Raw genomic sequence first — 13343 nt, 5'->3', positions numbered from 1 at the left:
TGACCCCGCTCACCCGCATCCAACCGACGACCCGGCATGCAACCACCCCTCCGTTGCAACAACCGTATGAAACCGCCCCCCCGTCCGATGAAGGCCAGGTCTGCAGACTCGTCCTTCTGGCGCCGGTGGATCTCGATACGCCCGCTCCGCGGGCTACTCGATCAGCATGAGTGCGCCCGACAGTCCGGATCCTCAGACCACGGCACCCGATCCGGACGCAGAACATCAGCCAGGCGTCGCTCTCAGCGCCCCTCGGCGACGACGCACGTCCTCGGCTGATGTACCGCCGCCGCCGCCGCGCAGAACATCAGCTGAGACAGGGGTCCCTCCGCTGACAGCGGAGGCCGGGTGCTCTCAGCTGATGTTGTGCGCGGAGCACCCCTCCATGCCTGTCGACCGACCGCGCAGCGCCCCTTCCCTGCCGGTCGACCAGCCGCGCGGCGCCCTTTCATGCTGGTCGAGTAGCCGCGCAGCGGCGTATCGAGACCCCGCCCTCACCCGATCGCCGCCAGCCGCCCCACGACGCCCTCGCCCAGCCGCGCCACGTACGCCTCCGGGTCCGGCCCCTGCGGCGCGAGCTCGACCAGCGAGATCCCGAGCGCCGCGTACTCCTCCATCGCCCGCACGAACCCGTCCGGGTCGCCGACCGGGTCGCCGCCGCCGATGATCGTCTTCGTGATCGCGTCGTAGTCGCGCCCGAGGTCGTCGCAGTGGCGACGCAGCACGTCGAGCTTGTGGGCGATCCCCTCCGCCCCGATCGCGAACAGGTTGCAGGCGTCGCCGTACTCCGCGACCAGACGCAGCGTCTTCTTCTCTCCGCTGCCCCCGATCAGGATCGGCGGACCCGGCCGCTGGATCGGCTCCGGGTGGTTCAGCGTCTCGGCCAGCTGGAAGTGCTTCCCCGTGTACGGCCCGTCGTTCTCGCTCCACATCTGCTTGCAGATCTGCAGCGTCTCCTCGAGCCGCTCGAACCGCTCCTTCAGCGCCGGATACGGCACGCCCAGCCCGAGGTGCTCCCGCTCATACCAGGCCGCACCGATGCCGAGCATCGCCCGCCCGCCCGACAGCACGTCGAGCGTCGTCACGATCTTCGCCAGCAGCCCCGGGTGCCGGTAGGTCACCCCGGTCACCAGCAGCCCCAGCCGCAGCCGCTCCGTCCGCCCCGCGACGAACCCGAGCGAGGTGTACCCCTCGAGCATCGGATCCTCGCTCGTCGCGAACTGCTCCATCTGGAAGTAGTGGTCCATCAGCGTGAACCACTCGCAGCCGACGTCCTCCGCCGTCCGCGCCGTCGCCCCGAGGATCGGCGCGATCCCGGCACTGCCCCCCGGCAGCGTGAAGTTCATGAAGTGAATGCCGACCTGCATGCGCGCGCTCCTGACGTCGAGGAGACGGGTGTCGTGCGGCAGGACTCCGCCGTCTCCGCCCGCTCCGCTGCTGATGACTCGATCCGAGCCTCCCACGCGCCGCCGCCGGTCCGGCCCGCACTCCGCGGACTCCCATCCACGCAGTGGTCGGAACGCGCCACCCGATGGTGACGGTCGCCCCGGCGGAGCACTGCGCGCCTACCGTGGTGAAACGTTCCACGGGACGGCCGCTCCGCACCCGCAGACGCAAGGCCCGGCCGCCGCCCGCCCGTCCGTTCCACGTCGACCACAGGAGTTCGCACCATGTCCGCAGAGCGCGCGCGAGTCGCAGAGCTGCTTCCCGAGACCGTCCGCCGGCGGACCCGCGTCGGACTCGTCGCCGGCGGGCTGGGGGCCTACTGGCCCCAGTTCCCCGCCCTCCTGCCCCAGCTGCAGGAGTCGGCCCGCTACGTCTCCGACCGCCTGGCGGAGCTCGACGTCGAGGTGACCGACGCCGGCTTCATCAGCGACGCCCACGGCGCGGCCTCGGCGGCGGAGGCGCTGCGCCGGGCCGATCCCGATCTCCTCGTGGTCTTCCTCACCACCTACCTCACCGCGTCGATGGTCCTGCCGATCGCGCAGCGGTCGGGCGCTCCCGTCCTGATCATCGACCTCCAGCCCACGGCGGCGATGGACCACGAGAGCTTCGGCACCAGGGAGTGGCTCGCCTACTGCGGGCAGTGCTCCGTACCCGAGATGGGCAACGTGTTCCGCCGCGCCGGCATCCCGTTCCGCTCCGTCTCCGGCCACCTGCGCGACGAGAGCGCGTGGGAGCGCATCGGCCGCTGGATCGGCGCCGCTCACGTGCGCGCCGCGCTGCGCCACGGCAGGCACGGCCTCATGGGGCACCTCTATCCCGGGATGCTCGACGTCTCGACCGACCTCACCACGGTCTCGACGACCTTCGGCTCGCACGTCGAGGTCCTCGAGTTCGACGACCTGCGCGTCCGTGTCGAAGCGGTGACCGACACCGAGGTGGAGGAGCGCCTGCAGCTGGCACAGCGCGTCTTCACGGTCGACGACACCGTCGACGAGGAGGACTTCTCCTGGGCCGCGAAGGTCTCAGTGGGCCTCGACCGGCTGATCGAGGACTTCCGGCTCGACTCGCTCGCCTACTATCACCGCGGCCTGAACGGCGAGCAGCACGAGCGACTCGGCGCCGGCATGATCCTGGGCGCATCGCTGCTCACGGCCCGCGGTGTCCCGGTCGCGGGCGAGTACGAGCTCCGCGCGTCGCTCGCGATGCTGATCGCCCAGCGCCTCGGAGCCGGCGGCTCCTTCACCGAGATCCAGGGCCTGAACTTCCTCGACGGCGTGGTCGAGATGGGCCACGACGGACCCGCGCACCTCGCGATCTCGTCCGGCGAACCGCTGCTGCGCGGCCTCGGCGTCTTCCACGGCAAGCGCGGCTGGGGCGTCTCGGTCGAGCTCGACGTCCGCCCCGGCCCGGTGACCGTCTTCGGCCTCGGTCAGGAGCGCGACGGCTCGTACGTCTTCGTCGCCTCCGAGGGCACCGTGGTGCCCGGCCCCCTGCTGCGGATCGGCAACACCACGTCCCGCGTCGACTTCGGCGGCGATCCGGGGCTCTGGGTCGACGAGTGGAGCGCTTCGGGCGTCGACCACCACTGGGCGCTGTGCATCGGCCACCGCGCACGCGACCTCCAGGCCGCCGCCGACATCCTCGGCGTGGCCTTCCGCCGGGTCCGGCTCTGACCTCGGAGTCCATCCACACCGCACGACCACCTCGTTCAAGGGAGAACAGTCCAATGGCACGTCTCGGAGCGACCTCCACCACCGGCTGGAAGGCCACCGTCTCGGTGGCGATGTCGAACTACATCGAGGCCGGCTCGATCATCGCGATCGCCACCAGCCTCGGTTTCTGGCAGGCGGAGTTCGGCATCGACGACACGGCCGTCGGCCTGCTCGCGGCCGTCAGCGCGAACGCGTTCGGAGCCGCGGTCGGCGCTCTGATCGGCGGACCGCTCTGCGACCGCTACGGCCGCAAGTTCATCTACACCTACGACCTGATCCTCTACATGGTCGGGATCCTGCTGGCGGCGTTCGCCTTCGACGTCTGGATGCTGGGAGCCGCCTTCGTCCTCACGGGGATCGCGGTCGGCGCCGGCGTCCCGGCGTCCTGGACGTACATCGCTGAGGAGGCACCGGCCGGCCGGCGCGCGAAGCACGTCGGCACGGCGCAGCTGGCCTGGTCGATGGGTCCGGTCGTCGGCTTCACGCTGGCGACCGTGCTCGCCCCCCTGGGCCTGCTGGGCAGTCGACTCGTCTTCGTCCACCTGTTCCTTGTCGCGTTCGTCGTCTGGTGGATCCGCCAGGGACTCCACGAGTCGGTCCTCTGGAAGGAGTCGAACAGCCGCGCACTGCGGACCCGCGCACCGCGTCGCGGCCTCCGGGAGCTTCTCTCGAGGCCGACGAACGTCAGGGCCCTGGTCTTCCTCTTCGGGATCTACGGTTTCTGGGGGGTGTGCGCGGGTCAGATGGGGATCTTCATGCCTCGGGTCTACGCCACGGCCGGAGTCGCCGACCCCGTCGCGCAGAATCTGCTCCAGGTGCTGCTCTGGAGCTGCACCGTTCTGGCGACCTGGCTGGGCTTCATGCGGTTCGGCGACAGGGTGAGCCGCAGGCTGCTGTACACCGCCGGTGCGGCACTGGGGATCGTCGCCTGGGTGCTGCTCGTGTTCGCCGAGGTCACGCTCCCGGTCCTCCTGCTGTTCGCGGTCTGCTGGGGAGTCTCCGCGGGCATCGGCGCGCAAGCGTTCTACAGCCTGTGGGCGAGCGAGCTGTTCGCCACCCCGTACCGCGCGAGCGCGCAGGGGGTCCTGTTCTTCGCCGCCCGCGTCGCAGTCGGGGTGCTCAGCTACTACTTCCCGACGGTGCTCGCCGCCCGCGGCGTCCCCGTGGTCGGTCTCATCATGATCGCGCTGCTGCTGATCGCCCTCGCCGTCGGTGCGATCTGGGCCCCGCAGACCAGAGGGAAGACCCTGCAGCAGATCGAGCTCGAGCGCTACGGAGAGCTGATCGACGCGGACCCCCGCGCCGGCGAGACCGCACGTCCGACCCTCGGCTAGACGCCGTGTCTTCCGACGGGCCATCGGCGCTGCGCTTCGACCCGTCTCCTCAGGGGATGTGGTCGTGCTGATCGTGAGTGGTCTGCGGCGCGCGGAGTCCCCGCCAGAAGGGCTCGTGTGGTGAGTGCTCGACGAAGAGCGACGGAAGGATGGCTACGGCGCCTGCACCTCGAAGGAGGATGTCATCAAGCGACGCGACGACGTCGAGCACGGATCTCGGATCGAACTGCCCGGCCAGACGCTTCGCCTTCGTCCGGACGTTGTTCGGCGTCGGTCCGGCGTCGATGATCGAGTGGTTCCACAGCCGACTGTGGTGAGCACACCTGTTGCGGAGATACACGAGCGCCCGCACTCGGTACGCGAATCCCGCCTGAGCGACGCCGAGGCTCGAGGCGACTGCGCCGGCCAACGACCCGGAATCACCGCGTTCGATGCACTTCGACAGCGTGCCGAACGACCAAGCGTCGACTGCAGACCAGATCGGCAGCGCATCGAAGCGTGCAGTCCCCACCTCGCGAGTGTTCGCTGTGAACCGCAGAATGTGCCTCTCCCGACTGCGTTCGATGTCTCGGAGGCACGCCTCCGCGGTCGGCTCCACAGAGGGAGCCTCCGAGTAGAAGGCGCCCGAGAGATACGACCTGTAGGGGCCGTGTCGATCGGCGATGACATGAGCGGTGTGGCTGCGGAGGAGGATCTCGGCGCGCGCGAGCTGCGCGCTGAGCGACTGCCTCAGCTCTTCGTCTGCGTCGTAGATCCTCCGGATCCCTTCGAAGGAGGTGTCCTGGACGAACATGTCGTCGCCGTCCTGTGGGGCGCGCTGAAAATACCTTGCATAGCCGGAGAACCGGTAGTAGTTCTGCGCCGCTAGGAATCTCTCGCAGGCCGCCGGGTCACCGATGGCGAGGTCGCGCTGGCGAAGCAACTGAACCTGCTGCGCCCACGAAAGGCTCGGCTTCAGAGCCACTGCAGTACCCCGATACCCATAAAAAAGGCCCCTCCCATTTGAGCTTCAAGGAGAGGCTTGGGAGGGGGTCGATTGGTTCGACTTTACCAGGTTCCCACGCGGCGGGGACTGTCGGACCGGTACCGGCGCGGAACGTCGAGTCCTTGGCGTCCGACGCAGCAAGATGCTGCCGCTGACCGCTCACCGCGGCGCGTACCGCGTCAGCACCGCGCCCTCCGGCAGCGGCTCGCTGCCGAGGAAACGCAGCTCCGGTCGGAACCCCGCAGCGAAGTACGGCGTCCCGCCGCCCAGCACGAACGGCTGCGTGTAGAGCCGGTACTCGTCGATCAGCCCGGCCGCCCCGAGCGAGGCGGCCAGTGCCGGCCCGCTCACCTCGATCGCGCCGTCGGTCTCGGCCTTGATCCGCCGGAACGCGTCGACCGCATCGGAGGCGACCAGCGTCACACCCTCGGGCACCTCGGTCACCGTCGACGAGAAGACGACCTTCGGAGTCTCGACCCACGCCTGTGCGAAGTCCTCGGCGATCTCGTCCCACTCGGGATCCGGCCGGCCCCAGTACGCCATCATCCGCCACATCCGGCTGCCGTAGACCGAGAGGGCGGCGGCCCGCTGCCCGTCGTTGAAGACCCGGTGCAGCGCGGGCCCGGGCGCGGGGAACCCGGAGATGTCGCCGTCCGCCGCCGCGACGAACCCGTCGATCGACACGAGCATCCCGTAGCTGACGAACCCCATCGGAGCCTCCTGACCGGTGCGACTCCGGCGTCGCACGCCCCGATGCTAGCCACGCACCCGCGGCGCCCGGAAGAGGAGACGTCCGGACGAGTCCTACGCCCCGACGCGGAACCGGCGCCCGCCGAACTCGACGACGTCGCCGACCGCCAGCTGCCGCCCGCGCCGCCGGTCCACCTCGCCGTTCACACTGACGAAGCCGTCCGCGACGGCCTCCTTCACCTCGCCCCCGGAGTCGAGGATCCCCGCGAACTTCAGGAACTGCCCGAGCCGGATGCTCTCCCCGTCGAGCGCGACCTCCTCGACCGGATCCTGTGCAGCCACGAGCGTCAGACCGCCGGGATGTCCGCGAAGCGGGAGAAGTGGCCGTGGAAGCCCACGGTCACCGTCCGGGTCGGACCGTTGCGGTGCTTGGCGACGATGAGGTCGGCCTCGCCCGCGCGAGGGTTGTCCTTCTCGTAGGCGCTCTCGCGGTGCAGGAGGATCACCATGTCGGCGTCCTGCTCGATCGAGCCGGACTCGCGGAGGTCGGAGATCGCCGGCAGCTTGTCGGCGCGCTGCTCCGGTCCACGGTTCAGCTGCGACAGCGCGATGACCGGCACCTGCAGCTCCTTCGCGAGCAGCTTCAGCGCACGCGAGAACTCGGAGACCTCCTGCTGGCGGCTCTCGACCTTCTTGCCCGAGGTCATCAGCTGGAGGTAGTCAATGACGACCATCTTCAGGCCGATGCGCTGCTTGAGCCGGCGGCACTTCGCGCGGATCTCGACGAGCGTGAGGTTCGGCGAGTCGTCGATGTAGAGCGGGGCGTCGTTGATGCGGCCGCGGGTGGAGGCGATGGTCGTCCAGTCGCGCTGGTCGACCGTGCCCTTGCGCATGTGCTGCAGCGGAACGGACGCCTCGGCCGAGAGCAGGCGCATCGCGATCTCGCTGCGCCCCATCTCGAGCGAGAAGAAGATCGTCGCCATGTTGTGCTTGATCGCGGCGGCGCGGGCGAAGTCGAGCGCGAGCGTCGACTTGCCCAGCGCCGGTCGCGCCGCGACGATGATCATCTGGCCGGGGTGGAAGCCGTTGGTGAGGTCGTCCAGGTCGGCGAAGCCGGTCGGCACGCCGGTGAAGGCCCCGTCCTTGTGCGCCGCGGCCTCGATCTCGTCGATGGCGACGGTCACCGCGTCGGTCAGCGGGACGTAGTCCTCCGCCGTCTCCGACCCGGTGACGTTGTAGATCTCCGCCTGCGCCGTGTTGACGAGGTCGAGCACCTCGCCCTCGCCCTGGTAGCCCATCTGCGCGATGCGGGTGCCCGCCTCGACCAGGCGGCGCAGCAGCGCGCGCTCGGCCACGATCGACGCGTAGTAGCCCGCGTTCGCCGCGGTCGGCACCATCGCGGTGAGCGAGTGCAGGTAGTCGGCGCCGCCGGCGCGCTGCAGCTCGCCCTGCTTGGTCAGCTCGTCGGTGACGGCGATGACGTCGGTCGGCTCGCCGTGCGAGTAGAGCGCCAGGATCGCCTCGAAGACGATCTCGTGCTTGGGGATGTAGAAGTCGGTCGCCTTGACGCTCTCCACCACGTCGGCGACGGCGTCCTTCGAGAGCAGCATGCCGCCGAGCGCCGACTGCTCCGCGAGCAGGTCGTGCGGGGGCGTGCGCTCGTTGCTGCGCGGGGAGTCCCCTCGGGAGTCCCGCCCGTCTCGTCCGTCCGAGCCGGGAACCGCCAGGTGCGCGATCGTCATGCCTTCGCCTCCTCCTGTCGGGTGCCTCGCGGAACGGGTGGCGACACGGTCGAGCCGTCTGTCGCGAGTGCCGGGAACAGGTCTACGCCCGACCTCCGACAGCGGACGCTCGGCGCCCGCCCCGCTCCCCTCGCGGGGCGCTGCGCCACACTACGGACCGCCCGCCGCCGGGGTCAAACCACCCTGTGGAGAGAACTGTGGAGAACGAGCGGGAAACGCCGCGACCGCTGTGGGCAACATGTGGAGAACCCTGTGGGAACTCGACTGTCGGACAAGTTTTTTCAGCCGCCTGACCAGGCTTTTCCCGCTTTCCACAGGTGTGTGGGGAAAAGAGTCTCCAGACCACATTGAAGGTTGCCCTCCCGCGAGGGTGTATGTGGATGGAGCTGTGGAGAACCGCAACGACGAAGGGCGGTGCGAGGGGACCGTGATGTCCCGTCGCACCGCCCTCCGCGGCGTTCTCGCGGCCTTACTTGGCCGCGACCACCTGCAGCTTCACGGTGGCCTGGATGTCGTCGCGCAGACGCACCACGGCCTCGTGCTCGCCGACGTTCTTGATCGCGTTCGAGATCACGATCTTGCGCTTGTCGAGCTCGCCGTAGCCGGCCGCCGCCACCGCAGTCGCGATGTCGGAGGTCTTGACGGAGCCGAAGAGGCGACCGTCCTTGCCGGCCTTGACGGTCAGCTTCACGCGGTTGGCCTCGAGGACCTGCTTCGTGTGCTGAGCCTCCTCGATGGTCTTGTGCTCACGAGCGGCTCGCGCCGACTTGATCTGCTCGACCTGCTTCTCGCCACCGCGGGTCCACGCGACGCCGAAGCCCTGCGGGATGAGGTAGTTGCGGGCGAACCCGTTCTTCACGTCGACGACGTCGCCGGCGGAGCCGAGCCCGTCGACCTCGTGGGTCAGGATGACCTTGGACATCTTCTACCTACCTTCCGCTGCCGGCGTAGGGCAGGAGCGCCATCTCGCGGGCGTTCTTGACGGCGCGGGCGATGAGGCGCTGCTCCTGGACGGAGACGCCGGTGATGCGACGGGCGCGGATCTTGCCGCGCTCGGAGATGAACTTGCGAAGGGTCGGGACGTCCTTGTAGTCGATGACGCCCACGCGGACCGACTTCGCGGGGGCCGCGTTCTTCGCGCCCTTGCCGCGGATCGGCTTGCGGCGGTCGCCGCTGCTCTTTCCAGCCATAGTGGTTTCCTTAGATTCTGGTTCGCGTCCGTCGGCACCCCTCTCGGGGCGGGGACGCGTGATTCAGGTGAGGGCGCGCTCGAGCCGGAGGCTCAGAACGGCGTCTCGTCGTTGTAGCTGCCCGGCGTGCTCCACACGTCGCCACCGGCCGGAGCGCTGGGCGCCCACGGCTCCTCGGCCTGGCCGCCACCGCGGTTGCCGCCGCCGTTTCCGCCGGAGCCCCCCTGGTTGCCGCCGTTGCCGCCGCCGAAGCCGCCCTGGCTCGCGCCCTGGTTGCCACCGCCGCCGCCGCCGACCTGACCGCGTCCACCGCCGCCACCGGCCGCGCGCGTGACCTGAGCGGTCGCGTAGCGCAGCGAGGGGCCGATCTCGTCGATCTCGAGCTCGATGCTGGTGCGCTTCTCGCCTTCCTTCGTCTCGTAGGAGCGCTGCTTCAGGCGGCCGGTCGCGACGACGCGGCTTCCCTTGGTCAGCGTCCCCGCGACGTTCTCGGCGAACTCGCGCCAGACGGAGGCCCGGAGGAACAGCGCTTCGCCGTCCTTCCAGTCGTTCGCCTGACGGTCGAAGGTGCGCGGCGTGGAGGCGATGGTGAAGTTCGCGACCGCGAGCCCGCCCTGCGTGTAGCGCAGCTCGGGGTCGGCGGTGAGGTTCCCCACCACGGTGATGATCGTCTCGCCGGCCATCAGCGTTACGCCTTGGGAGCGGCCGGAGCCTTGGCAGCCTTGCGGGCGGCCTTCTCGTCGGCGAGCTTCTTGGCGGCGGCGACCTGGGCGATGCCCTCTTCGGCGCGGAGCACCTTGGTGCGCATGACGGCCTCCGACAGCTTCAGCTGACGGTCGAGCTCGTTCGCGGCGGCCGAGGTCGACGTGAAGTCGACGATGGCGTAGATGCCCTCGGACTTCTTGTTGATCTCGTACGCCAGACGACGGCGGCCCCAGACGTCGACCTTGTCGATGGATCCACCATCGGTGCGGATGACGTTGAGGAACTTGTCGAGACTCGGAGCGACGGTGCGCTCATCGATCTCGGGATCCAGGATGACCATGAGTTCGTACTGATGCGTCACTAACCCACCTCCTTCGGACTGAACGGCCACGGTATTTCCGTGACAGGAGGGTATGTAGCATCTGCCCACTCCCGCGGACGCGAGTGCGTCTGGTCATGGACAACCTGACGACCCTACCATCCGCGGGGCTCCGAGCCCAGGGCCGATCCGGCGGGATCCGCGGTCGCCCGCCGGATCCCGCCGTCACCGGGACGCGCTACCGCTGGATGAACGCCAGCAGGTCCGGGTTGAGCACGTCGGCGTGGGTGGTCAGCATGCCGTGCGGGTAGCCCTCGTAGATCTTCAGCGTCGAGTCCTGCAGCAACTCGTGCTGCTTCAGCGCCGCGTCCTGGTACGGCACGACCTGGTCGTCGTCGCCCTGCAGCACGAGGACCGGGACGGTGATCGCCTTCAGGTCCTCCGTCTGGTCCGTCTCCGAGAACGCCGTGATGCCCTCGTAGTGCGCGAGCGCACTGCCCGTCATCCCCTGGCGCCACCAGTTGTCGATCACCGGCTGCGAGACCTCCGCGCCGTCGCGGTTGAAGCCGTAGAACGGACCCGACGCGACGGCCTGGAAGAACTCGGCGCGGTTCGCGGCGAGCGCCTCGCGGAACCCGTCGAAGACGCTCATCGGTGTGCCCTCGGGGTTCGCCTCCGTCTGCACCATCAGCGGCGGCACGGAGGAGACGAGGACCGCCTTCGCCACGCGGCCCTGCGGCTGGCCGTACTGCGCGACGTAGCGCGCGACCTGGCCGCCGCCGGTGGAGTGGCCGATGTGGACCGCGTCGTGCAGGTCGAGGTGCCGCACCACGGCGTCGACGTCGCTGGCGTAGTGGTCCATGTCGTGTCCGGTGCCGACCTGGGCCGACCGCCCGTGGCCCCGGCGGTCGGTCGCGATCACGCGGTAGCCGTGCGCGTGGAAGAAGAGGAGCTGCGCGTCCCAGTCGTCCGAGGACAGCGGCCAGCCGTGGTGGAACACGATCGGCTGCGCGTCCGCGGATCCCCAGTCCTTGTAGTAGATCTCGACGTCGTCGTCCGTGGTCACATACGGCATGGTCGTACCTCCGTGCTCGGGTCGGCCCGGGGCACGCCCGAGTCGACGTCAGCGTGCGCTCCTCCCCGAAGCAGGGGAGAAGTGGCTCCACGATAGGCCTGCCGCGTCGCGACACGGAGGGATCGCTCCGAATTTCGAGAACCGTTCAGACGGTCGTCCGGAGGACGGGACGGATCTGGTGCCGGACGGCGCGGAGGGACAAGCTGAGCGCATGACGACGCAGCAGACGATCGACCCCTCCGTCCCGCCGAGCGGCCCCGGCTGCGTCGAGTGCGAGCAGTCCGGCTCGTGGTGGCTGCACCTGCGCCGCTGCGCGCTCTGCGGGCACATCGGCTGCTGCGACGACTCGCTGAATCGGCACGCGACCGCGCACTTCCACGAGACCGGCCACTCGGTCATCCGGAGCTTCGAGCCCGGCGAGGAGTGGTTCTGGGACTACCGGACGGACGACTACGCCGACGGTCCGCGTCTCGCCGACCCGCAGAGCCACCCCGCCGACCAGTCGACGCCCGGACCGGCGGACCGGGTGCCGCGCGACTGGCAGTCCGTTCTCACGGACCGGGACTGATCGGCTCCCGATCCCGCGCGACGACGCTCAGCGCGCCGCCCACCACTCCTTCAGCCGCCGGGCGGCCTCCTCCTCGCCGAGCGGACCCTCCTCGAGCCGCAGCTCGAGCAGGAACTTGTACGCCAGCCCCACCTCGCGCCCCGGCGGCAGCTCCAGGATCGCCATGATCTGCGTGCCGTCGAGGTCGGGCCGCTTCGAGGCGAGCTCCTCCTTCTCGGCGAGCTCCGCGATCCGCTGCTCCAGGTCGTCGTAGGCGTGCGCGAGCCGGTCGGCCTTGCGGGTGTTGCGGGTCGTCACGTCGGCGCGGGTCAGGATGTGCAGCCGCTCGAGCAGCGGGCCGGCGTCGGTGACGTAGCGGCGGACGGCCGAGTCGGTCCAGGCGCCCTCGGTGTAGCCGAAGAAGCGCAGGTGCAGCTCGATCAACCGGGCGACGTCGGCGATGGTCTGCTTGTCGAACTTCAGCGAGCGCAGCCGCTTGATCGCCAGCTTCGAGCCGACGAGGTCGTGGTGGTAGAAGCTGACCGCTCCGCCCGGCTCCAGCCGCCGCGTCGCGGGCTTGCCGATGTCGTGCAGCAGCGCCGCGATGCGGAGGGTGACGTCCGGCGCCGCGCCGGGGTTCCGCTGCCCCTCCAGCGCGATCGCCTGCTCCAGCACCGTGAGGCTGTGCACGTAGACGTCCTTGTGGTGGTGGTGCTCGTCCTGCTCCAGGCGGAGGGCCGGCAGCTCGGGGAGGAAGTAACCGGCCAGACCGGTGTCGACGAGCAGCTCGAGTCCGGCCCGCGGCGAGGCGGTCGCGAGGAGCTTCCGCAGCTCCTCCTGCACCCGCTCCGCGGAGACGTCGTCGATGCGCGGGGCCAGCTCGGCCATCGCCCACTCGACCTCGTCGGTCGTCCGGAAGCCGAGCTGCGAGGTGAACCGCGCGCCGCGCAGCATCCGCAGCGGGTCGTCGCCGAAGGAGAGGTCGGCGGCGGCCGGAGTGCGCAGCCGGCCGGCGAGCATGTCCTCCACTCCCCCGGCCGGGTCGACCAGCACGATCTCGGGCAGCCGCAGCGCCATCGCGTTGACGGTGAAGTCGCGGCGCACGAGGTCGCCCTCCAGGCTGTCGCCGAACTCGACCTCGGGCTTGCGGCTGACCCCGTCGTAGCTGTCGCTGCGGTAGGTGGTGATCTCCACCGTCTCGCCGGCGATCCGCGCGCCGATCGTGCCGAACGCCCGGCCGATGTCCCAGTGCGCCTCGGCGATCGGAGCGACGATCCGCACGATGTCGTCCGGCCGCGCCGAGGTCGTGAAGTCGAGGTCGTGCACGCCGTGGCCCAGGAAGGCGTCGCGGACGGGGCCGCCGACCAGCGCGAGCTCGTGGCCCTGCGCGGCGAACGCCTCCGCGAGCCGGGCCACCGTCGGTGTCGCCGCGAGAGCTCGGAGGGTCTCGAGGGCGGTCTGGACGCTGTGCATCCGGCAGATCCTACCGGGGAGGCGTGACCGGGCCGCGGTGCGCGCCGGAGTGCAACCGCCTCGACCGGTTACGGCTCCTGAGCGACTCCGCAGCGCATCCCGCGGCCCGGCAGACGGCCGCCCGA

14 protein-coding genes are annotated in these 13343 nt (G+C 70.0%); 3 read left to right on the top strand and 11 right to left on the bottom strand.

Translation table 11 applies throughout. The features are described from left to right. Positions 1-494: 494 nt before the first annotated feature. A complete protein-coding gene (locus MT351_RS19000; protein ID WP_243582963.1) occupies positions 495-1367 on the bottom strand; it encodes an LLM class F420-dependent oxidoreductase in 873 nt (290 codons plus the stop codon). Positions 1368-1670: 303 nt separating this feature from the next. Here MT351_RS19000 and MT351_RS18995 point away from each other — a divergent pair, with 303 nt between their 5' ends. Both MT351_RS18995 and MT351_RS18990 read left to right on the top strand, forming a co-directional pair. Beyond that, positions 1671-3119 (top strand): L-fucose/L-arabinose isomerase family protein, encoded by a 1449-nt coding sequence (locus MT351_RS18995; protein WP_243582962.1) that lies wholly within the window; start codon positions 1671-1673, stop codon positions 3117-3119. 53 nt (positions 3120-3172) lie between these two features. Next, positions 3173-4492 (top strand): MFS transporter, encoded by a 1320-nt coding sequence (locus tag MT351_RS18990; protein ID WP_243582961.1) that lies wholly within the window; start codon positions 3173-3175, stop codon positions 4490-4492. A gap of 49 nt (positions 4493-4541) precedes the next feature. On the opposite strand, the gene MT351_RS18985 is transcribed toward MT351_RS18990, so the two are convergent. The 9 genes from MT351_RS18985 to MT351_RS18945 form a co-directional block, all read right to left on the bottom strand. Then, positions 4542-5456 (bottom strand): Abi family protein, encoded by a 915-nt coding sequence (locus MT351_RS18985; RefSeq protein ID WP_243582960.1) that lies wholly within the window; start codon positions 5454-5456, stop codon positions 4542-4544. Between the two features lie 180 nt (positions 5457-5636). Further along, positions 5637-6188, bottom strand: a complete 552-nt coding sequence (locus MT351_RS18980; protein ID WP_243582959.1) for a dihydrofolate reductase family protein — start codon at positions 6186-6188, stop codon at positions 5637-5639. A gap of 93 nt (positions 6189-6281) precedes the next feature. Continuing rightward, positions 6282-6509 (bottom strand): RNA-binding S4 domain-containing protein, encoded by a 228-nt coding sequence (locus MT351_RS18975; RefSeq protein WP_123706127.1) that lies wholly within the window; start codon positions 6507-6509, stop codon positions 6282-6284. Positions 6510-6514: 5 nt separating this feature from the next. Beyond that, the gene (gene dnaB / locus MT351_RS18970; protein WP_123447283.1) at positions 6515-7909 is read right to left on the bottom strand and encodes a replicative DNA helicase; all 1395 of its coding nucleotides are present in this window, start codon (positions 7907-7909) and stop codon (positions 6515-6517) included. 469 nt (positions 7910-8378) lie between these two features. After that, complete coding sequence (gene rplI / locus MT351_RS18965) at positions 8379-8831, bottom strand: 50S ribosomal protein L9 (protein ID WP_123447282.1); 453 nt, start codon at positions 8829-8831, stop codon at positions 8379-8381. 7 nt (positions 8832-8838) lie between these two features. Continuing rightward, positions 8839-9099, bottom strand: a complete 261-nt coding sequence (rpsR, locus tag MT351_RS18960) for a 30S ribosomal protein S18 (RefSeq protein ID WP_056039813.1) — start codon at positions 9097-9099, stop codon at positions 8839-8841. 92 nt (positions 9100-9191) lie between these two features. Continuing rightward, positions 9192-9782, bottom strand: a complete 591-nt coding sequence (locus MT351_RS18955) for a single-stranded DNA-binding protein (protein ID WP_123447280.1) — start codon at positions 9780-9782, stop codon at positions 9192-9194. A 5-nt stretch (positions 9783-9787) separates the two neighbouring features. Further along, positions 9788-10165 (bottom strand): 30S ribosomal protein S6, encoded by a 378-nt coding sequence (gene rpsF, locus MT351_RS18950; protein WP_123447279.1) that lies wholly within the window; start codon positions 10163-10165, stop codon positions 9788-9790. A gap of 196 nt (positions 10166-10361) precedes the next feature. Continuing rightward, on the bottom strand, positions 10362-11198 hold the full coding sequence (locus tag MT351_RS18945) for an alpha/beta fold hydrolase (protein ID WP_123736138.1): 837 nt from the start codon (positions 11196-11198) through the stop codon (positions 10362-10364). A 211-nt stretch (positions 11199-11409) separates the two neighbouring features. On the opposite strand from MT351_RS18945, the gene MT351_RS18940 reads away from it, so the two are divergent. Further along, positions 11410-11766, top strand: coding sequence for a UBP-type zinc finger domain-containing protein (locus MT351_RS18940; protein WP_123706124.1), 357 nt, complete (start codon positions 11410-11412; stop codon positions 11764-11766). Between the two features lie 27 nt (positions 11767-11793). On the opposite strand, the gene MT351_RS18935 is transcribed toward MT351_RS18940, so the two are convergent. Beyond that, positions 11794-13218 carry a CCA tRNA nucleotidyltransferase gene (locus MT351_RS18935; protein WP_243582958.1) on the bottom strand — a complete coding sequence of 475 codons (1425 nt, stop codon included), beginning with the start codon at positions 13216-13218 and terminating at the stop codon, positions 11794-11796. Positions 13219-13343: the final 125 nt, after the last annotated feature.

The sequence above is a fragment of the Rathayibacter sp. VKM Ac-2926 genome (assembly GCF_022815565.1).
Taxonomy (GTDB): domain Bacteria; phylum Actinomycetota; class Actinomycetes; order Actinomycetales; family Microbacteriaceae; genus Rathayibacter; species Rathayibacter festucae.
This window is presented reverse-complemented; position numbering and strand designations above follow the sequence as displayed.

Bases quoted from the DNA above. Each gene is read 5' to 3' on its own strand.
- MT351_RS18995 (WP_243582962.1), top strand. From the start codon at position 1,671: ATGTCCGCAGAGCGCGCGCGAGTCGCAGAGCTGCTTCCCGAGACCGTC.
- MT351_RS18990 (WP_243582961.1), top strand. From the start codon at position 3,173: ATGGCACGTCTCGGAGCGACCTCCACCACCGGCTGGAAGGCCACCGTC.
- MT351_RS18935 (WP_243582958.1), bottom strand. From the start codon at position 13,218: ATGCACAGCGTCCAGACCGCCCTCGAGACCCTCCGAGCTCTCGCGGCG.
- MT351_RS19000 (WP_243582963.1), bottom strand. From the start codon at position 1,367: ATGCAGGTCGGCATTCACTTCATGAACTTCACGCTGCCGGGGGGCAGT.
- rplI (WP_123447282.1), bottom strand. From the start codon at position 8,831: ATGTCCAAGGTCATCCTGACCCACGAGGTCGACGGGCTCGGCTCCGCC.
- MT351_RS18955 (WP_123447280.1), bottom strand. From the start codon at position 9,782: ATGGCCGGCGAGACGATCATCACCGTGGTGGGGAACCTCACCGCCGAC.
- rpsR (WP_056039813.1), bottom strand. From the start codon at position 9,099: ATGGCTGGAAAGAGCAGCGGCGACCGCCGCAAGCCGATCCGCGGCAAG.
- dnaB (WP_123447283.1), bottom strand. From the start codon at position 7,909: ATGACGATCGCGCACCTGGCGGTTCCCGGCTCGGACGGACGAGACGGG.
- MT351_RS18945 (WP_123736138.1), bottom strand. From the start codon at position 11,198: ATGCCGTATGTGACCACGGACGACGACGTCGAGATCTACTACAAGGAC.
- MT351_RS18940 (WP_123706124.1), top strand. From the start codon at position 11,410: ATGACGACGCAGCAGACGATCGACCCCTCCGTCCCGCCGAGCGGCCCC.
- MT351_RS18980 (WP_243582959.1), bottom strand. From the start codon at position 6,188: ATGGGGTTCGTCAGCTACGGGATGCTCGTGTCGATCGACGGGTTCGTC.